The organism is Neptunicoccus cionae, from assembly GCF_002860325.1.
Classification (GTDB): Bacteria; Pseudomonadota; Alphaproteobacteria; order Rhodobacterales; family Rhodobacteraceae; genus Amylibacter; species Amylibacter lutimaris.
The window spans coordinates 100,496-118,429 of record NZ_PKOJ01000008.1; the positions used below are offsets into that span (position 1 = coordinate 100,496).

Here is a 17,934-nt window from a genome sequence, read left to right on the forward strand (position 1 = left end):
GTACAATGGCTAAGGTTCCCATGACAAGCGAAAATGCGGTGAAATCGGGCGCTTGAGCATTATTTTTGCCCTTTTCGCCGGTTTTCGCCTAGGAAACGGTGACGATCCGGTCATGGCCCGCCAAATCTTTGTGAAGGTTAACCTCTGTAAAACCTGCATCCCTAAAAATTGCCACAACATCCGGTCCCTGTTTGTAGCCGATTTCAAACAGCGCCCGCCCGGCGGGGGCCAGAAAATGTGCCAGACTGGCTGCCAGCGTGCGATAGGAAGACAATCCGTCGCCACCAGGTGTCAGGGCCTGATGGGGCTCGTAATCCCGCACATCCGATGACAGCTCATCCATTTCCGCCGCGGTGATATAAGGCGGGTTGCTGACGATCAGATCGAAGCGTCCGGACAGTCCGCTAAACCAGTCGGCCTGTATAAAGCTGACACGATCTGCCAGTCCCAGCGCAGCGGCGTTTTCCTGTGCAACGTTCAGGGCTTTCCCGGACATATCCGTCCCCAATCCACGGGCTTCCGGATACTCTGCCAGCAGCGACAGCAGGATGCACCCCGATCCCGTCCCCAGATCCAGAATGCTCTGCGGCGCAGGTCCGCGGAGAGCGAGCTCTACCAGTGTTTCGGTCTCAGGGCGCGGATCAAGCACATCCGGCGTGACCTTGAATTCATGCTTCCAGAAGTCCCGTTTTCCAATGATATGGGACACAGGCTCGTGCGCAGCGCGGCGTTTGATCATGTGTTCGAACTGGGACACCTGCGTTGGGGTGATGGTACGCGACAATTCCAGCGTCAGCCGGTCTGCGGGAATCCCCATCATATGCGCCATCAGGATGCGGGCGTCGCGGTTCGCACCGTCGCCAATCGCGTCGCGCAACAATTTCGTGCCACTGCGCAGCACCATAGAAGCGGTTTGGATCATGGGTCCATCTCTGCCAGTCGGGCCGCCTGATCATCTGAAATCAGCGCGTCGATAATCTCGTCCAGATCGCCCTGCATCACCTGATCCAGCTTATATAGCGTCAGATTGATCCGGTGATCCGTCAGACGCCCCTGCGGGAAGTTATAGGTGCGGATCCGCTCCGAACGGTCCCCCGAGCCGACCTGCCCCTTACGACTGGCGGCCCGTTCGTCATCCGCCTGCTGGCGTTTGAGATCGTAAAGCCGCGTGCGCAGCACCTGCATGGCGATCTCTCGGTTGCGGTGCTGGGACTTTTCGGCGCTGACGACCATGATGTTTGTCGGAATATGCACTATTCGAACTGCCGAATCCGTGGTGTTCACATGCTGCCCGCCGGAACCGGACGCCCGCATGGTATCAATACGAATGTCACTGGCGGGGATGTCGATGTCCACCTCTTGCGCCTCGGGCAGAACCGCAACTGTCGCCGCCGAAGTGTGCACGCGCCCGCCGCTTTCGGTAACCGGCACACGCTGCACACGGTGCACACCGCTTTCAAATTTCAGACGGGCAAAAACCCCCTGCCCTTTGACGTTGATCACTGCTTCTTTCAGCCCGCCAAGTTCGGTGGCGCTTTCCTCCATCACTTCAAACTTCCAGCCCGCGCCTTCTGCGTAGCGCTGGTACATCCGCAACAAGTCCCCCGCGAACAAGGCGGCCTCATCCCCGCCGGTACCGGCACGGATTTCCAGAATGGCAGAACGTTCGTCTGCTTCGTCCTTGGGAATAAGGCTGAGCTGTACGGCATGTTCAAGGGCAGGCAATCGCTCCTGAAGCGCTGGCAGTTCCTCGGCTGCAAGCTCCCGCAGTTCGGGATCGGCCATCATATCTTCGGCCTCTGCAATATCTTGTAGCAGAGACTGGTATTGCTGGATCGTTTCCACCACAGGCCGCAAATCTGCGTATTCCTTTGACAGTGCAGCGAAATCATCGCTGGCGCTACCTTCGGACATCTTTGCCTCCAGAAAGGCAAAGCGTTGTTTTATCTGTTCAAGTTTTTCTATCGGGATCATAGGCGTGAAATCACCTGCGTCAGGCCGCAGGTCAAGCAGTAAGTGACAAATCGGCGGAAATCCCTTATTATTAGGGGATGAGAACCGCTTTAATGACCGGTTTGCTCGTGTCGGCTCTCGGGTCGGCCGCACTTGCACAAAATGCCGATGTAACTTGGCCTGACTGTTACTGCACCGATAAAACCGGGGCTCGGGTTGAATTGGGCGAAGTCATTTGTCTGCGGGTGGACGGGCGGGATTTCCAGGCCCGATGCGAAATGTCCCTGAACAACCCGATGTGGCGGGACACCGGACAAGGGTGTCTGTCATCGCGCAACAGCCTGCCGCAACTGTCCGAGCCAGTCCTTCATGCGGGCCTTGTTCACCCCTAGATCGGAGCGGCCGAAGCGCGAGCGTGAATAGACCAGAAGCGCGGATCTGTCCGTGCCCACAGGTTCAATGCGTACAGAGATATAATCCGGATATCCCATTAATTTGCTGCGCTGCACATAGGTGATCCAGAAGTCATTGTCTGCTTCTGCCAGAACGCTGACCCGTGGCTGCGCCATTGCAACCTTGTGAAAGGCTCTGGCGAGTTCTTCTGCCGGAACATCAAAGATTTCTGCTGCCGTATCCGCGCCGTCAGAATCCGCGCCACCCCGCATCAGGAACTGGTTCGGTTTGGCCGTCTTTTGAACAGTGGCCGGATCTTTGTGCCACAGTGCCGGATTGCTTGGCGCAAAGCGGAACCACAACAGGGCAGCAACAACAAGTGCAATCAGGAACCAGCCAAACATCACAACACCTCTTTTCAAGGACTGCCTAAACGGCAATCTTGGTTACTTCGTCGGATTCGATCTGTTCCGCCCGCTTTTCAACCTGCTCTACGATATGTTCGATCATCTGGTCGTTGGACATCTTGTGGCTCTGCGCGCCCGCCAGATAGACCATGCCCGAACCGGCACCGCCCCCCGTGAAGCCCACATCCGTCATCAGCGCTTCCCCCGGACCGTTCACAACACAGCCGATGATCGACAGGCTCATCGGGGTTTTGATATGTTCCAGCCTTTTCTCAAGGATTTCAACGGTTTTGATGACGTCAAACCCCTGACGGGCACAGGACGGGCAGGAAATGATGTTCACCCCGCGATGGCGCAGGCCCAGCGATTTGAGGATCTCAAAGCCCACTTTGACTTCTTCCACCGGATCGGCAGACAGGCTGACACGCAGGGTATCACCGATTCCCATCCACAAGAGATTGCCCAGTCCGATTGCGGATTTGATCGTACCGGATGTCAGCCCGCCTGCTTCGGTTATTCCCAGATGGATGGGTGCATCCGTTGCTTCGGCCAACCCCTGATAGGCAGCAGCCGCCATGAACACATCAGAAGCTTTCACGCTGATCTTGTATTCGCGGAAATTGTTGTCATCCAGAATGCGCATATGATCGAGACCGCTCTCGATCATCGCATCAGGACAGGGCTCTCCGTATTTGTCGAGCAGGTGCTTTTCAAGCGAGCCGGCATTCACACCGATGCGGATGGAGCATCCGTGATCCCGCGCAGCACTTACCACCTCGCGCACCCTTTCGGGGCTGCCGATGTTACCCGGATTGATCCGCAGACAGGCCGCACCTGCTTCCGCCGCCTCAATCGCGCGTTTATAGTGGAAATGGATGTCCGCTACCAAGGGAACGGGACTTTCCCGCACGATTTCATGCATGGCTTTAGTGCTTGCCTCATCGGGACAGGACACGCGGACAATATCAGCCCCAGCATCCGCACAGGCCTGAATCTGTTTGATTGTCGCTGCCGCGTCATGGGTCAGCGTATTGGTCATGGTTTGCACTGAAATCGGCGCATCGCCCCCCACAGGCACAGACCCCACGTGGATCTGACGGGACTTACGGCGGTAAATATTGCGCCACGGGCGCACGGCATTCAGGGACATAGGGTTTCCTGACGAGTATTCGGTTTCTACTGCATATAGGGTGTTTTACATGCAGCGACGAGTGCTGCAATGCCGCAGATCAGTTTGACCCGCTTGCATCGGCCACAGGGTTCATCCCGTTAAGAGGTGGCGCCAGTGGCGTGGTGAACAAATCCGTGGCCAGAGCCATCGTCTCGGTCACGTTTTCCTTGCCCAAAGCCACATCGCGCACGACCCCGCCGCGATTTCCGACCGGCCCGTAGGTATTGTCTCCGACCATAACAAAAACCGCACCTGCGTTACCGGCCCGCAGCTTGGCACCGTCAACATCGCTCGGGATGCGGTACCGTTCCCCTGCGTCTAGGATTTTTTCGAACAGAACAGACCCGTCATCAAAATAAACGCGAATCCACGCCGGTTTCAGAGCGACCACATCCACGGGCGGCGGGCCTTCGGCAACAACGCGCGGCGCGGCTTCTTCCACCTGCTCCACAACGGGGGGATGCACATCGCGTGTTTGCAAATCCGCATAAGCCCCGAGGCTGCCCGCATTGAAGGATGAAATCGGCGCATCCCGCGCCACCATTTGCGGCACTTCCAGTTCGGTCGGCCGATAAAGCTGATCCAGATTCGAGGTCTGGAAATCCGAGGTCGGGTTCAAAGCCACAACATTATCCCGCTGGGACGTAGGTTCGATCGGAAGGGTTGCTACTTCGGACGTCACACCCGGCGTCTGGTTCACCGGAACGAACTGCACGCGCTGGACTTCTTGCAGGACTGCCCAGCTGCCGTATCCAAGCCCACCGACCAACAGGGCCAGCACCAGCACGGAACCGAGCGCGGAAGGCGAAATATTGCTCAGGAAACTGGCGGAAGGCGGGGTCATTGGGATACGGGGCCGCGCAATCGGGTCGGCAGTTGCAGGACGCACCGGCGTGTGTAGCAAGGCTGCAGATTTGTTGGCGAGCGAATTGGGTTTCAGTTCGGAGTGTACCCCGTTGAAGCCGCTTTCTTCACAGAATCTGACGAAACATTCGTCAGGGTCCATTTCCAGATACCGCGCATAGGACCGCACGTACCCGGCGATAAACCCTTGCGTCTGAAAGACCGAAGGATCGCAGTTTTCGATAGCCGAAATATAGGTGGCTTTGATCCGCAAATCCCGTTGGACATCCAGCAGGGATTTGCCGAGCGTGGCTCGCTCTCCGCGCATTTGGTCGCCGAGTGTTACCTCGAACGTATCAAAGCCGCGTGGCTGTTGTTTCCCAAAGCCCTTGTCCATCCAACCTGCCTGACCCCTTGCGTCCGGATACTTGTTTTGCGGTTGCCCCCGCATCGGACGATTCGTTCATCCGTTGTTATATTGCATCTCTACCACAGGATACGATTTTTGTGCACCCCTGCGCACAAAAATTGTTGCATTTTACGAGGTGGCGAAAAACCGCTCAAGAACGCTCAGATTTTGGGCAACCCGAAGCTTATCCGACCATATCCATACGGTTCAGCGCGCAATGACCCCAAAGCCCGTCCAGCGCCGAAACCAGAGCGTTGATCATAGCATCGGTATGGACCGGCGACGGTGTAAACCGCAGCCGTTCTGTGCCGCGGGGAACTGTCGGGAAATTGATGGGTTGGACATAAATACCGTGGTTTTCCAACAGCATATCCGACAGCATTTTACATTTTACCGGATTTCCCACATGGACCGGAACAATATGGCTGCCCTGATCGTCAAGCGGCAAGTTCAATGCGCGCAGGCGGGCTTTCAGCAACGCAGCTTTTTTCTGGTGAAGGCCACGCAAGGCATTGTCTGTCTTGAGGTGCTTGACCGAAGCCGCTGCGGCGGCGGCAACTGCAGGTGGCAGCGAGGTGGTGAAAATGAACCCCGGCGCATAAGAGCGCACGGCATCGGCCAGCCGGTCGGAGGTTGCAATATAGCCCCCCATAACACCGTATGCTTTAGCCAGCGTTCCATTGATAATATCGATCCGGCCAGCAAGATTGTCCTGTTCCGTGATGCCGCCGCCGCGCGGACCATAGAGCCCGACAGCATGTACTTCATCAATATAGGTCAGGGCGTTGAATTCATCCGCAAGATCGCAAATTTCTTCAATGGGCGCGAAATCCCCGTCCATGGAATAAAGCGATTCAAATGCGATCAGTTTTGGTGTGTCACGGGGCAGCTTTTCCAGCAGGCTGCGCAGGTGGTTCACATCATTATGGGCGAAGACGTGCTTTTCCCCGAAACCGTGACGGATGCCTTCGATCATGGAAGCGTGGTTCAGTTCGTCAGACAGGATCACCAAGCCGGGAAAGAGTTTGGGCAGAACCGAAAGCGTTGCCTCGTTTGCGTTATAAGCAGACGTGAACAAAACCGCCCGTTCTTTATTGTGCAGATCCGCAAGCTCTGCCTCCAACTCGTGGTGATAGGCTGTATTGCCAGAGATATTTCGGGTGCCCCCCGAACCGGCGCCGGCTTCGTCTGCGGCTGTTTTCAGCGCATCCAGAACCACCGGATGCTGGCCCATCCCAAGGTAGTCATTGCCACACCAAACGGTAATTTCCGCTTCGCTGCCATCAGGTTTTGACCAGATCGCACGGGGAAACTGCTGATTCATCCGGCGGATATTCTGGAACACACGATACCGGCCTTCATCATGCAGGCGGTTCAAAGCGTCGTCGATATGTTGGTCATAATCCATAGGTGGCACCCTAAAATTGCGGCCCGAACGTCGGGTCGATACCCAGATAGGGTATTCTAGCACAGACAGTTAGACCACAAAACGCCGCATGTGTCAGCCGGAACCTGAACTGAATACACTTGAGTCTGGCTGTTCAACCCCTTGGAATAGATGCAACATCCGGGTTTTTCCCAGTCCCATCTGCCCATCAGATGCAGTCGGCTGCTTTAATAGATATAGCGAATCTGATCAGTCCAGTAGCGTTCCACCCGCCGCAGCACTGTATTGATGTTCTTCAAACCCACTTCTCCGATGACGTCCTGCCCGACCATGCCACCGGCGTGCCGTTCGAAAAGATCAGTGACGATAGCGCGGATTTCACGCCCCCGCTCGGTCAATCTGACACGCACGGCGCGTCTGTCGATTTCGCAGCGGTGGTGGTGCATGTACCCAGCCTCCACCAGTTTCTTGAGGTTATAGGACACATTGGAACCCTGATAGTAACCACGGGATTTCAATTCGCCTGCGGTCACCTCATTATCACCGATATTGAACAACAATAGCGCCTGAACTGAGTTTATATCCAGCAACCCCAGACGTTCGAATTCATCCTTGATTACGTCAAGCAGCAGCCTGTGAAGGCGTTCAACCATTGAAAGTGTTTCAAGATAAGAGCCAAGGAACTCCGGCCCTTTGGTATCAACTTCGGTTGGGTTTACTTGTGCATGAATGCTCATCATTATTCTCCGCCATTAGCCATTCACAGGCAGAATTGCGGAAAAGTTCGAACAACTCGTTAAACAGAAGTTATTTTTTTCGAAATTGCCATTATCTTACTGACAAATTGTCTAAAATTCGCGCTAGAGCCGGTTTGAATTCTTCTGGAGTGGGTGCAGCACCGCTGATCCACGAATATAGCACCTGATCCGGCTGGTTCATGAAATGCTCGTGGGCGTCGAGCGCTTCAGCGTCCAGATTGGCCAGTTCCGTGTCTGCGAAACGACCCAAAATCAGGTCCATTTCTTTCATACCACGCCGCCAGGAACGCATCCGCAGTCTGCGCAGGCGGGTCTCATAAGGTTCGTCTTTTGGGTGCATCTGTTCCATACCGCCTTCTAGAACGGGGCCGCGGGACAGGCAAGAGCCTGCATGACAGGGTTTTCCTTGCACCCCGCGCAGCGCCCTCCTAAGACAGTGCGAGATACAAGAAGGGGTAAGTTATGTCGGATTTTCTGTCTAGAACGCTGGATCGGGTGAAACCCTCTCCGACGATTATGATTTCCGCCAAAGCGGCAGAATTGAAAGCCGCCGGACGGGACGTTATCGCGCTGAGCGCGGGCGAACCGGATTTCGACACGCCGGACAACATCAAGGCCGCAGCAAAGGCCGCGATTGACGCAGGCAAAACGAAATACACCGCCCCCGATGGCATCACCGAGTTAAAACGGGCGGTTTGTTCCAAGTTCAAACGGGACAACGGGCTGGACTATACACCGGATCAGGTCTCGATTTCTTCGGGTGGTAAACAGGTGCTTTACAATGCGCTGATGGCCACGCTGAACCCCGGCGACGAAGTGGTGATCCCGGCACCTTACTGGGTGTCCTATCCCGATATGGTTCTGCTGGCCGGAGGCACCCCTGTTGTGGCCGATACCTCGATCCAGACGGGATTCAAACTGACCGCAGACCAGCTTGAAGCGGCGATCACGCCGAAAACAAAATGGCTGATCTTCAACTCTCCGTCCAATCCCTCGGGCGCAGGTTACAGCGCGGTAGAGCTAAAAGAGCTGACAGATGTGCTGCTGCGCCATCCTCATGTCTGGGTGATGACCGACGATATGTATGAACATCTCGCCTACGGGGATTTCAAGTTCTGCACCCCTGCGGAAGTGGAGCCCAAGCTTTACGAGCGCACCCTGACAGTAAATGGCGTCTCCAAAGCCTATGCGATGACAGGCTGGCGCATCGGTTATGCCGCCGGGCCGAAACATCTGATCGGAGCGATGCGCAAGATCCAGTCGCAATCCACATCGAACCCCAGCTCTGTCAGCCAGTGGGCGGCCGTCGAGGCGTTGAACGGCGCACAGGATTATATCGAAACCTCCCGCCCCGTGTTTCAGGATCGCCGCGATCTTGTGGTCGATATGCTGAACAAGGCCGAAGGCATCACCTGCCCTACCCCTGACGGAGCATTCTACGTCTATCCCTCCATCGCAGATTGCATTGGCAAGACAACACGGAAGGGCGTGGAAATCACCTCTGATGAGGTGTTTGCTACCGAACTGCTGGAAGAAGAAGGCGTTGCTGTTGTCTTTGGCGCAGCCTTTGGTCTGTCGCCGAACTTTCGTGTCAGCTATGCCACCTCCAGTGAAGAATTGACGGATGCCTGCACCCGCATCCAGAATTTTTGCGCCCGATTGAAGTAGGAGAACCCATGGCCGACCTGCAAAACCTGTTCTTCCGTGTTCGCGAAAACGGTGCGGCGGTGTATCGTGTTGATGCCGAGAACCGCCAGCGCCGTCTGGACATGCAACAAATCGCCGTGGTGAATATCCGCTCTGGCGAAGTGAAACCTCAGGGGGATCAGATTCCCACCGCGGCAGAGCGCAACGAGATTGACGCATGGGTCGTGGCACGGCGCAAGATTATCGAAGAACGGCGCATTGACGATTTGCTGCGCACCACAGACCACCTGAACCTGACGGCGCAGTGGGTGCAGACCCGCGCTACGGACGAACAGATCGAGATGTTTGCGGATGATCTGCTGATGGCAATGCACGATCTGCGCACAGTGATTGTGCGGCGCAAGGCAGACGGTTTGGCTAAAAAGTAGGGTGCTGCCCGTTGTCGGGAAATCGAGTATTTCCGGAACATTGAAACCGGAGTGCTGTGCGCTTTTCAGACCGGAAGAATCGTTGTGCTCTTGATTTCTTCCATAGACAGAAGCGCGGTGACGTTGAAGATTTTCACCTCAGAGATCAGCGCCTGATAAAATGTGTCATAGGCTTTGGCATTACTGACCCGCACCTTCAGGATGTAATCAATGTCCCCTGCAAGACGATGCGCCTCCATCACTTCGGGGCGTTCCAGCAGGGTTTTCAGGAAGGCATCCTGCCAGCTTTGATCGTGTTCGGATGTGCGGATAAGCACAAAGAAACAAGCCTCTAGCCCCAACATCTCGGGATCGACCAAGGTTGTCTGGCCGCGTATCAGGCCCGCCTCGCGCATCTTGCGGATGCGGTTCCAGACAGGCGTCTTACTGGCCCCGACCGTGCGGGCGATATCATCCAGCGACTGGGAGGCATCCTTTTGCAATTCCGCAAGGATTTTCCGGTCCAGAGGGTCTAGAGCGATGGACATTTTGTCTTTCCTCTCATTTCGCGACGCTTGTTCCAATTTGGAAGCTTTCGAAAGTCATATTTTCCTATTTCACGTCAAATCGGGTTTGTAAATGGAATTTCTTCCTCCAAACCGCTATATCGAGCCTAACGAATTGAAAGTGGACGGGACAATGAAGCATTTTCCGATCTTTGTGAATCTTGTGAACCAGCGGGTTTTGCTGGCTGGCGGCGGCGAAACGGCGGTGGCAAAGCTGCGGCTGATCCTCAAGACCGAAGCCGAGGTTCACGTCTTTGCGCCGGAAGCGGTAGAGCTGATTGAAAGCTGGGCCAAAGCGGATCGCATCACACTGCACCGCCGCAATATGCAGGCGGACGACGTGGATGGCGCACGTCTGGTTTACGCAGCGCAGGACGATGACGCAGCGGACGCGCGTGTAGCAGCATTGGGTCGCGCGGGCGGTGCGCTGGTAAATATCGTGGACAACCTGCAAGACAGCCAGTTCATCACCCCCGCTATTGTAGACCGTGATCCGGTCACGGTTGCCATCGGCACCGAAGGCGCGGCACCGGTTCTCGCCCGTCACATCAAGGCACAGGTGGAAGAGGCCCTGCCCCCGTCCCTTGGCGCACTTGCGCGTCTGGGACAGGCGTTTCGCAGCGCGGTCGAGGTTCTTCCTATGGGCCGCAAGCGGCGGGATTTCTGGTCGCGGTTTTACTTCGAGCGCGGGCCAAAGGCGCTGACGTCCGGCGGCGAACAGGCCGTTCGCACAGAGTTGAAAGACCTGCTGGCGCAGACAATCGCGGCCAAACGAAGTGCGGGACGCGTCGATCTGGTGGGTGCTGGTCCGGGGGATGCGGAGCTGCTGACCCTTCGGGCACGCAAACTGCTGCATGAGGCAGACGTTGTGCTGCACGACCAGATGGTCACCGGCGAAATTCTGGAGCTGGCGCGGCGCGAAGCCATTGTCGTTGAAACCGGCAAACGGGGCTTTGGCGAAAGCTGGTCGCAGGCGGACATCAACGATCTGATGATTTCCCATGCGGCGCAGGGCCACCATGTGGTGCGGCTGAAATCCGGTGATCCGGCGATGTTTGCGCGGCTGGACGAAGAAATGGATGCGCTTGATGCGGCGGGTGTGGACTGGGCGGTTGTCCCGGGCATCACGGCAGCGTCGGCGGCGGCTGCGGGGGCTGGACTGTCCCTGACGCAAAGGGGGCGCAATTCTGCGCTGAAGTTCCTGACTGCCCATGATGTGAACGGCTTTGCGGATCAGGACTGGCGCGATCTGGCCAAACCGGATGCGGTGGCCGCAGTCTATATGGGCAAGAAAGCGGCGAGCTTCCTGCGCGGGCGTCTGATGATGCACGGCGCAAACGGCGAAACACCTGTGACGGTTGTCGAAAACGCCTCCCGCGCGAACCAGCGCATTTTGCAGGCAACCCTGTTGACCCTGCCAGAAATCCTCAACGCCTCGGATGTGTCCGGTCCCGCAGTCATGCTGCTGGGTCTGGCACCGCGGGCGGCAGCGCAAGTGGCGCTTGACCTTGATATTGACGAAATGGAGCAAGCCTGATGGCCAAGAAATTTACCCCGAAGGTTCTGACCGCAAACCACCTTCTGTCCGGTGATGTGATCTACTGGGACGAAAAAGGCGATTGGGTGGGTGCCTTTGAAGACGCGCTTTATCTCGACACTGAAAAACTGGCGAACCACGTGCTGACCCTTGCGGAGAAGCAGCAGGATGTGATCGTCGGCCCTTACCTCGCGGATGCGGCCCTTGGCCCTGACGACAAACCGATGCCGGCCCATTTCCGCGAAACATTTCGCATGACCGGACCTAGCAATTACCACCACGGCAAGCAAGCGGAGGCATAAACCATGTATTCCTACAGCCAGTTTGACAAAGATTTCATCGCCGAGCGCAACAAACAGTTCCGCGCACAGGTGGAACGGCGTATCGACGGTTCCCTGACAGAAACCGAATTCAAGCCACTGCGGCTGATGAACGGTCTGTATCTGCAACTGCACGCCTATATGCTGCGGGTGGCCATTCCTTATGGCACACTCCGGTCTTCCCAGATGCGCCAGTTGGCCATGATTGCCGAGAAATTCGACAAGGGCTACGGGCATTTTACCACGCGCCAGAATATCCAGTTCAACTGGCCCAAGCTGCGGGATGTGCCTGATATCCTCGACGCGCTGGCAGAGGTAGAGATGCACGCCATCCAGACCTCCGGCAACTGCGTGCGCAACGTGACCTCGGACCATTTTGCCGGTGCCGCTGCGGATGAGATCGAAGACCCCCGCCCCACCGCCGAACTGCTGCGCCAGTGGTCCACCGACCACCCTGAATTCGCTTTTCTGGGGCGCAAGTTCAAGATTGCCGTGGTCGGCTCCGAAACCGACCGCGCTGTGACCAAAGCCCATGACATCGGCTTGCGCATGGTGCGCGGTGCGGATGGCGAAGCCGGTTACGAAGTGATCGTTGGTGGTGGTCTGGGCCGCACACCCATGGTGGGCAAGGTCATCCGTGACTTCCTGCCAGCCGAAGACCTGCTGCCTTATGTGGAAAGCATCCTTCAGGTTTATAACCGTCTGGGACGGCGCGATAACAAATATAAGGCGCGGATCAAGATCACCGTGCATGAAAACGGGCTCGATGTGATCCGCGACGAGGTGGAAAAAGCCTTTGTTCTGCAACGGCAGGCTTTTGGGGGCTATGATCAGGAGCTGTACGCTTCGATCAAGGAAGCCTTCGCGCCGCCTGCCTTTATTGACGCGCCACTGGATGCTTTTTACGCCGCACAGAATGCCGATGCGTCCTTCCGCTCTTTTGTGGATACCAATCTGGCGGAGCACAAGAACCCCGATTACGCCATCGTGACCATTTCGACCAAGGCACACGGCAAGACACCGGGCGATGCGACAGCGGATCAGATGCGCGTGATGGCGGATCTGGCCGAAACATACGGCCATGACGAGTTGCGTATCAGCCACGAGCAGAACGTGATCCTGCCCCATGTCCACAAATCGCACCTGCCCGAAATCTACGCCCGTCTGCGCGAAGCCGGTCTGGCCACGGCCAATATCGGACTGATTTCCGATATTATCGCCTGCCCCGGCATGGACTACTGTGCTTTGGCAACTGCGCGCTCAATTCCTGTGGCACAACAGATCGCCACACGCTTTGACGAGCTGAAGCTGGAGCATGACATCGGTGCGCTGAAGATCAAGATTTCAGGCTGCATCAATGCCTGTGGCCACCACCACGTGGGTCACATCGGCATTCTGGGTCTGGATCGGGCCGGTGTTGAAAACTACCAGATCACGCTTGGCGGGGATCATACGGAAACCGCTGCAATCGGTGAACGTGCCGGACCGGGGTTCGCCTATGACGAGATTGTTCCTGCAATCGAGCGCCTGATCCACGGGTATCTCGACCTGCGCAGCAGCGCCGATGAGACCTTTATCGAAACCTACCGCCGTTTGGGGGCCGCACCGTTCAAGGCTGTGCTTTATCCCGCCGAACAAATCGCAGCCGAATAGGAGACGCACGCCATGCCATTAGAAGCCGCTTATCTGACTGTTCCCGAACGTGTAGAGATGCTGAACTCCAGCTATCGCCACCATGCTGCAATTCCCGTGCTGACCGAGGCGCTGAACGATCCCCTTCTGGGGAACGTGGCGCTGGTGTCCTCTTTCGGGGCTGAATCGGTTGTTCTGTTGCATATGGTTGCCACCATCAAACCGGAAACGCCGGTGGTGATGATCGACACCGAAATGCTGTTTCCCGAAACGCTCGACTATCAGGCCGAAGTGGCCGAAAAGCTGGGCCTGAAAAACATGCGCATTGTGCGGGCGGATGCTGCGGCTGTGGCTGCGGCGGATCCTGATGGAACCCTTCACCAGACAGCGCCGGATGCCTGCTGTTCGCTGCGCAAGACCGAACCCCTGCAAAAGGCACTGGGCGATTATGACGCATGGATTACGGGACGCAAACGGTTCCAAAGCGGCCAGCGTGCGGTATTGGACCTGTTCGAGAGCGAAGACGACATCCGCATCAAGATCAACCCGCTGGCCCACTGGCGCCAGCAGGATCTGATCGCCTATATGGAAAATAACGCCCTGCCCCGCCATCCGCTGGTGGCCAAAGGCTATCCGTCGATCGGCTGTGCCCCCTGCACCACGCCGGTCGGCCGCAATGAAGATCCCCGCTCGGGCCGTTGGCGCGGGCAGGACAAGGTCGAATGTGGCATCCACTTCGGCGCAGATGGCAAGATCGTCAGAGGAGCCTGAGGCATGACGCATACAGTACTTATTCAGGACAGCGGCTTTGTTCAGGACGACTGGACAGGCCCGCTTCTCGACTGGGATGTGGCGACACAGGGCGGCGCTGAACCCAAGCGCGGTTACGGGTTGGATGTACCAAACACCGTGACCGCCCAGCAGTTGCAGCCCTATTTCGATACCGTGGGCATGATCCGCATTTTCTTTCCAAACGCCCATGACGGGCGCGGCTTCACCATTGCCCGCACCGCCCGTCTGCTCGGCTATAAGGGACGCTTGCGCGCCTATGGCCATGTGATTGCAGATCAATACGCCATGGCGCGGCGTGTGGGCTTTGATGAGGTGGAAATCGAACAGAGCATCGCCAACCGCCAGCCCGAAGACCAGTGGCTCGCCCGCGCCAACTGGACCGAACACCGCTACCTAAACAGGTTGCAAAAATCAGCATAATTGTTATTACACTAACAATTGACCTTTCGACAGGAATACGACAATGACGGATCAGAATCCTATTACCACGACCGAGGCCAAGCCTGTGCCAGTTCTTCCCGACGCCCAGACCGTCACTAAAGTTACCCATTACACCGACCGGCTGTTCTCGTTTCGCGTGACCCGTCCGGCCAGCCTGCGCTTCCGCTCGGGCGAGTTTGTAATGATCGGGCTCATGGGCGATCCCGATCCGAAAACCGGCAAGCAGAAACCCCTGCTGCGGGCTTATTCCATCGCTTCCCCAAGCTGGGACGACGAACTGGAGTTCTATTCCATCAAGGTGCAGGATGGTCCACTGACATCCAAGCTGCAAAACATTCAGGTTGGCGACGAAGTGATTGTGCGCCCCAAACCCGTGGGAACGCTGGTTCTGGATGCGCTGCTACCTGCCAAACGGATGTATTTCATCGCCACAGGCACCGGCATCGCGCCATTTGCTTCGCTGATCCGCGATCCCGACCTGTATGAGCGCTATGACGAAGTGATCCTCTGCCACACCTGTCGTGAAACCGCAGAGCTGAAATACGGCGCGGATCTGGTAGCCTCCCTTTCTGATGATCCCCTGATCGGTGAAGTTGTTGGCGACAAGCTGAAGTACTTCCCGACCACCACACAAGAGCCAAGCGCACGTATGGGTCGGATCACCCATCTGTTGAAAGATGGTGAAGTGGCCAAGGAATTCGGCCTGCCGCCTCTCAACCCGGAAACAGACCGTTTGATGGTCTGTGGTTCTATGGGGTTGAACGTGGACATCAAAGCCATCTGCGAGGCCGCTGGCATGACCGAAGGTTCCAACAGCCAGCCAGCCGAATTTGTGGTCGAGAAAGCCTTCGTCGGCTAACTCAACGCGTGCCGACAGACAGGAAGAAAGCCCCCTTCGCGGGGGCTTTTTGCATTTCGGGGCAAAAAGTTTCTACAGAACAGCCCGGAATTTCGTTGCAATATCTGTTACATTACCGCTACCCCGCTTGTGTCCGGACGACGGGCCAACGGGCATTTGCCGTTAGTTCCCCCCAATCGTGAATTTCTAAAACTCTATATACTTCAGACCCTTACCCCCCTCTCAACCCACCTCTCCCAGGCCAAACCTTCCCCTATGGGAATGTTACAATCGCTGAACTACGTGTTATACACATCCATGTGAGTAGCTATTGATGACCCTGCTTGGCTACGCTCATTCTACCGCATCTTGGAGGTCTTCGACGGTGCGGCTTAAAGTTTACGACAGAGAGGAACCTTACATGTCAAATACAGTTAAAACACTCGCCGTTGCTTCTGCAGTTGCAGCCGCAGTTGTGTCCCATGCCAACACTGCCTCTGCGCAATCCAAAGAAAAATGCTACGGTGTTTCCCTTGCCGGTCAGAACGGCTGCGCCGCTGGTCCGGGTACATCCTGCGCCGGTACATCCACTGTAGATTACCAAGGCAACGCATGGTCGCTGGTGGATGCTGGCACATGCACCGAAATCAAATTGCCCGAAATGGCAGACGGCACAGCCCGCACCGGTTCTACCGAAGCTCTGGAACGTGATCTGCCAAGCTGATCAGCCCCCACAAAACAGGGTGTTGGCCGCAAATACGGCCGACACCCTTCTATCGAACACCCGCAAACACAGGGGATTTCCAAAATGCTGGACACACAGTCAAACAGACCGGATCAGGTGCCAAACCGCGCCGGAGTCGGCTTCAAGGCACAACATCTGGACGGCATTCTGCAAAACCCCGAAAGCATCGGCTGGATTGAAATCCACGCCGAGAACTATATGGGTGACGGGGGCCGCCCGATCGCACAACTCCGCCACCTGAGAGAGCGTTTTCCAGTGTCCTGCCACGGTGTCGGCCTGTCTATCGGGGCGGAAGGGCCGCTTGATGTGGATCACCTCAACCGCTTGAAAAAGCTGGTAGACTGGCTGCAGCCCGGGCTTTTTTCCGAACATCTCGCATGGTCTACCCACGACAGCCATTTCCTGAATGATCTTCTGCCTGTGCCCTATACGCAGGCCACCGTGGACCGCGTGGTCGCGCACATAGATCAGGTTCAGGACACGGTCGGGCGACAAATGTTGCTCGAAAATCCCTCCACCTACGTCGCATTCGAAGAGAGCGACCGCTCCGAGATCGACTTCCTGCAAGAAGTGGCGCAGCGGTCCGGCTGCGGCCTGTTACTTGACGTGAACAACGTCTTTGTATCCGCAACCAACCAGAACTATTCCCCCGAGGGGTACATTGACGCCTTCCCGACCCATCTGGTGGGAGAATTGCACCTTGGCGGCCACGAGCAGGATGCTGATGATTTTGGCGCGACCCTCCTGATCGACAGCCATTCCCGTCCCGTGGTGGATCCGGTCTGGGCACTTTACGAATATACACTCGCCAAAGCCGGTCCCCGCCCGACCCTTATCGAATGGGATAATGATATTCCCGAATGGGACGTTCTGGCGAATGAGGCCGCGCGCGCAGACCGGTTGCTCTCTGCCGCACCGGCAGCAAGGGCGAACTGATGGCCGTGCAATCCCGATTTGCACAGGCGCTGCTTGATCCGGCGCACCCCGTACCGGACGGGCTGATTGATCCGCTCGGCCGCCCTGCGGGGAAGCGGTTTAACGTCTATCGCAACAATGTAGTGGTCAGCCTGATGGATGCGATGGAGACAGCCTTTCCGGTAATCCGCAAATTGATCGGGGCTGAAAACTTCCGCAATCTGGCTGGACTTTATGTACGCCAGCACCCGCCAACGACGCCTTTGCTGATGTTCTATGGCACTGATTTTCCCGATTTTCTGGACAATTTCGCGCCGCTGGCCCATGTACCCTACCTGCCGGATGTGGCGCGGTTGGAACTGGCAAGACGCAAATCCTATCATGCCACCGATGCAACGCCCGTGCCTGCCGACGCCCTGTCACAGATTGCACCCGACCGGCTGATGCAATTGCGTCTGACGCTTGCACCTGCCATGCAGATCATCCCGAGCCGCTATCCCGTTGTCGGAATTTGGGAGTATAACATGACGCCGGATGCGCCGCAGCCGCCAGCCGAGGCACAGACCGCGCTCATCACCCGACCTGCGCTCGATTTGCAGATGCAGCTCGTTTCACCCGCAATGGCTGCCTTTCTTGGTGCCCTCCATCAGGGTGAGCCACTCGACACCGCTTTTGACACCGCAAGCGCCCAAGACAGCGCCTTCGATCTTACCGCCGGAATTGTGCTTTTACTGCAATCCGACCTGATCGTTGAAATACACCTGTAAAGGAAA

Annotated in this window: 20 protein-coding genes; 11 read left to right on the top strand and 9 right to left on the bottom strand. The window is 56.7% G+C overall.

The features are described 5' to 3' along the window. Positions 1–88 precede the first annotated feature (88 nt). The 8 genes from prmC to C0U40_RS17050 form a co-directional block, all read right to left on the bottom strand. Positions 89–922 (bottom strand): peptide chain release factor N(5)-glutamine methyltransferase, encoded by an 834-nt coding sequence (gene prmC, locus C0U40_RS17010; RefSeq protein WP_286135062.1) that lies wholly within the window; start codon positions 920–922, stop codon positions 89–91. Further along, positions 919–1,974, bottom strand: a complete 1,056-nt coding sequence (prfA, locus tag C0U40_RS17015; protein WP_101657005.1) for a peptide chain release factor 1 — start codon at positions 1,972–1,974, stop codon at positions 919–921. Before prfA ends, prmC begins: the two co-directional genes overlap by 4 nt. Before the next feature lie 305 nt (positions 1,975–2,279). Next, positions 2,280–2,750, bottom strand: coding sequence for a DUF1499 domain-containing protein (locus C0U40_RS17025; protein WP_101657007.1), 471 nt, complete (start codon positions 2,748–2,750; stop codon positions 2,280–2,282). Between the two features lie 25 nt (positions 2,751–2,775). Next, on the bottom strand, positions 2,776–3,903 hold the full coding sequence (gene ispG / locus C0U40_RS17030) for a flavodoxin-dependent (E)-4-hydroxy-3-methylbut-2-enyl-diphosphate synthase (protein WP_101657008.1): 1,128 nt from the start codon (positions 3,901–3,903) through the stop codon (positions 2,776–2,778). 79 nt (positions 3,904–3,982) lie between these two features. Further along, positions 3,983–5,164: a helix-turn-helix domain-containing protein gene (locus C0U40_RS17035; protein ID WP_180957735.1), complete on the bottom strand. Its 1,182-nt coding sequence runs from the start codon at positions 5,162–5,164 to the stop codon at positions 3,983–3,985. 196 nt (positions 5,165–5,360) lie between these two features. Beyond that, positions 5,361–6,584: a 5-aminolevulinate synthase gene (gene hemA / locus C0U40_RS17040; RefSeq protein ID WP_101657010.1), complete on the bottom strand. Its 1,224-nt coding sequence runs from the start codon at positions 6,582–6,584 to the stop codon at positions 5,361–5,363. Positions 6,585–6,790: 206 nt separating this feature from the next. Continuing rightward, a complete protein-coding gene (locus C0U40_RS17045; RefSeq protein ID WP_101657011.1) occupies positions 6,791–7,300 on the bottom strand; it encodes a MarR family winged helix-turn-helix transcriptional regulator in 510 nt (169 codons plus the stop codon). Positions 7,301–7,391: 91 nt separating this feature from the next. Next, a complete protein-coding gene (locus C0U40_RS17050) occupies positions 7,392–7,670 on the bottom strand; it encodes a succinate dehydrogenase assembly factor 2 (protein ID WP_286135063.1) in 279 nt (92 codons plus the stop codon). Between the two features lie 113 nt (positions 7,671–7,783). Here C0U40_RS17050 and C0U40_RS17055 point away from each other — a divergent pair, with 113 nt between their 5' ends. Together C0U40_RS17055 and C0U40_RS17060 are read left to right on the top strand one after the other, a co-directional pair. Beyond that, the gene (locus tag C0U40_RS17055) at positions 7,784–8,989 is read left to right on the top strand and encodes a pyridoxal phosphate-dependent aminotransferase (RefSeq protein WP_101657012.1); all 1,206 of its coding nucleotides are present in this window, start codon (positions 7,784–7,786) and stop codon (positions 8,987–8,989) included. A gap of 8 nt (positions 8,990–8,997) precedes the next feature. Continuing rightward, positions 8,998–9,396 carry a hypothetical protein gene (locus tag C0U40_RS17060; protein ID WP_101657013.1) on the top strand — a complete coding sequence of 133 codons (399 nt, stop codon included), beginning with the start codon at positions 8,998–9,000 and terminating at the stop codon, positions 9,394–9,396. Between the two features lie 65 nt (positions 9,397–9,461). Here C0U40_RS17060 and C0U40_RS17065 read toward each other — a convergent pair whose 3' ends face one another. Then, entirely contained in the window at positions 9,462–9,923 is a 462-nt protein-coding gene (locus C0U40_RS17065) for an Lrp/AsnC family transcriptional regulator (RefSeq protein WP_101657014.1), read from the bottom strand. 151 nt (positions 9,924–10,074) lie between these two features. Between C0U40_RS17065 and cysG the strand changes: the two genes are divergently transcribed. The 9 genes from cysG to C0U40_RS17110 all read left to right on the top strand — a co-directional run bounded on the left by cysG (position 10,075) and on the right by C0U40_RS17110 (position 17,928). After that, positions 10,075–11,478, top strand: a complete 1,404-nt coding sequence (gene cysG, locus C0U40_RS17070; RefSeq protein ID WP_101657137.1) for a siroheme synthase CysG — start codon at positions 10,075–10,077, stop codon at positions 11,476–11,478. Beyond that, complete coding sequence (locus C0U40_RS17075; protein WP_101657015.1) at positions 11,478–11,780, top strand: DUF2849 domain-containing protein; 303 nt, start codon at positions 11,478–11,480, stop codon at positions 11,778–11,780. Before cysG ends, C0U40_RS17075 begins: the two co-directional genes overlap by 1 nt. Before the next feature lie 3 nt (positions 11,781–11,783). After that, positions 11,784–13,451, top strand: a complete 1,668-nt coding sequence (locus C0U40_RS17080) for a nitrite/sulfite reductase (RefSeq protein ID WP_101657016.1) — start codon at positions 11,784–11,786, stop codon at positions 13,449–13,451. Positions 13,452–13,463: 12 nt separating this feature from the next. Further along, a complete protein-coding gene (locus tag C0U40_RS17085; protein ID WP_101657017.1) occupies positions 13,464–14,201 on the top strand; it encodes a phosphoadenylyl-sulfate reductase in 738 nt (245 codons plus the stop codon). A 3-nt stretch (positions 14,202–14,204) separates the two neighbouring features. After that, positions 14,205–14,642 (top strand): DUF934 domain-containing protein, encoded by a 438-nt coding sequence (locus C0U40_RS17090; RefSeq protein ID WP_101657018.1) that lies wholly within the window; start codon positions 14,205–14,207, stop codon positions 14,640–14,642. Between the two features lie 43 nt (positions 14,643–14,685). Continuing rightward, positions 14,686–15,522, top strand: coding sequence for a ferredoxin--NADP reductase (locus C0U40_RS17095; protein WP_101657019.1), 837 nt, complete (start codon positions 14,686–14,688; stop codon positions 15,520–15,522). A gap of 400 nt (positions 15,523–15,922) precedes the next feature. Continuing rightward, entirely contained in the window at positions 15,923–16,225 is a 303-nt protein-coding gene (locus C0U40_RS17100; protein WP_101657020.1) for a BufA1 family periplasmic bufferin-type metallophore, read from the top strand. Positions 16,226–16,309: 84 nt separating this feature from the next. Next, on the top strand, positions 16,310–17,182 hold the full coding sequence (bufB, locus tag C0U40_RS17105; RefSeq protein WP_101657021.1) for an MNIO family bufferin maturase: 873 nt from the start codon (positions 16,310–16,312) through the stop codon (positions 17,180–17,182). Next, positions 17,182–17,928: an HvfC/BufC N-terminal domain-containing protein gene (locus tag C0U40_RS17110; protein ID WP_353616049.1), complete on the top strand. Its 747-nt coding sequence runs from the start codon at positions 17,182–17,184 to the stop codon at positions 17,926–17,928. Before bufB ends, C0U40_RS17110 begins: the two co-directional genes overlap by 1 nt. The last annotated feature ends 6 nt before the right edge of the window (positions 17,929–17,934 follow it).

What these genes read in the sequence shown, in the direction of transcription:
- prmC (WP_286135062.1), bottom strand. Translation starts at nt 922, where the DNA reads ATGATCCAAACCGCTTCTATGGTGCTGCGCAGTGGCACGAAATTGTTG.
- prfA (WP_101657005.1), bottom strand. Translation starts at nt 1,974, where the DNA reads ATGATCCCGATAGAAAAACTTGAACAGATAAAACAACGCTTTGCCTTT.
- C0U40_RS17025 (WP_101657007.1), bottom strand. Translation starts at nt 2,750, where the DNA reads ATGTTTGGCTGGTTCCTGATTGCACTTGTTGTTGCTGCCCTGTTGTGG.
- ispG (WP_101657008.1), bottom strand. Translation starts at nt 3,903, where the DNA reads ATGTCCCTGAATGCCGTGCGCCCGTGGCGCAATATTTACCGCCGTAAG.
- C0U40_RS17035 (WP_180957735.1), bottom strand. Translation starts at nt 5,164, where the DNA reads ATGGACAAGGGCTTTGGGAAACAACAGCCACGCGGCTTTGATACGTTC.
- hemA (WP_101657010.1), bottom strand. Translation starts at nt 6,584, where the DNA reads ATGGATTATGACCAACATATCGACGACGCTTTGAACCGCCTGCATGAT.
- C0U40_RS17045 (WP_101657011.1), bottom strand. Translation starts at nt 7,300, where the DNA reads ATGAGCATTCATGCACAAGTAAACCCAACCGAAGTTGATACCAAAGGG.
- C0U40_RS17050 (WP_286135063.1), bottom strand. Translation starts at nt 7,670, where the DNA reads ATGGAACAGATGCACCCAAAAGACGAACCTTATGAGACCCGCCTGCGC.
- C0U40_RS17055 (WP_101657012.1), top strand. Translation starts at nt 7,784, where the DNA reads ATGTCGGATTTTCTGTCTAGAACGCTGGATCGGGTGAAACCCTCTCCG.
- C0U40_RS17060 (WP_101657013.1), top strand. Translation starts at nt 8,998, where the DNA reads ATGGCCGACCTGCAAAACCTGTTCTTCCGTGTTCGCGAAAACGGTGCG.
- C0U40_RS17065 (WP_101657014.1), bottom strand. Translation starts at nt 9,923, where the DNA reads ATGTCCATCGCTCTAGACCCTCTGGACCGGAAAATCCTTGCGGAATTG.
- cysG (WP_101657137.1), top strand. Translation starts at nt 10,075, where the DNA reads ATGAAGCATTTTCCGATCTTTGTGAATCTTGTGAACCAGCGGGTTTTG.
- C0U40_RS17075 (WP_101657015.1), top strand. Translation starts at nt 11,478, where the DNA reads ATGGCCAAGAAATTTACCCCGAAGGTTCTGACCGCAAACCACCTTCTG.
- C0U40_RS17080 (WP_101657016.1), top strand. Translation starts at nt 11,784, where the DNA reads ATGTATTCCTACAGCCAGTTTGACAAAGATTTCATCGCCGAGCGCAAC.
- C0U40_RS17085 (WP_101657017.1), top strand. Translation starts at nt 13,464, where the DNA reads ATGCCATTAGAAGCCGCTTATCTGACTGTTCCCGAACGTGTAGAGATG.
- C0U40_RS17090 (WP_101657018.1), top strand. Translation starts at nt 14,205, where the DNA reads ATGACGCATACAGTACTTATTCAGGACAGCGGCTTTGTTCAGGACGAC.
- C0U40_RS17095 (WP_101657019.1), top strand. Translation starts at nt 14,686, where the DNA reads ATGACGGATCAGAATCCTATTACCACGACCGAGGCCAAGCCTGTGCCA.
- C0U40_RS17100 (WP_101657020.1), top strand. Translation starts at nt 15,923, where the DNA reads ATGTCAAATACAGTTAAAACACTCGCCGTTGCTTCTGCAGTTGCAGCC.
- bufB (WP_101657021.1), top strand. Translation starts at nt 16,310, where the DNA reads ATGCTGGACACACAGTCAAACAGACCGGATCAGGTGCCAAACCGCGCC.
- C0U40_RS17110 (WP_353616049.1), top strand. Translation starts at nt 17,182, where the DNA reads ATGGCCGTGCAATCCCGATTTGCACAGGCGCTGCTTGATCCGGCGCAC.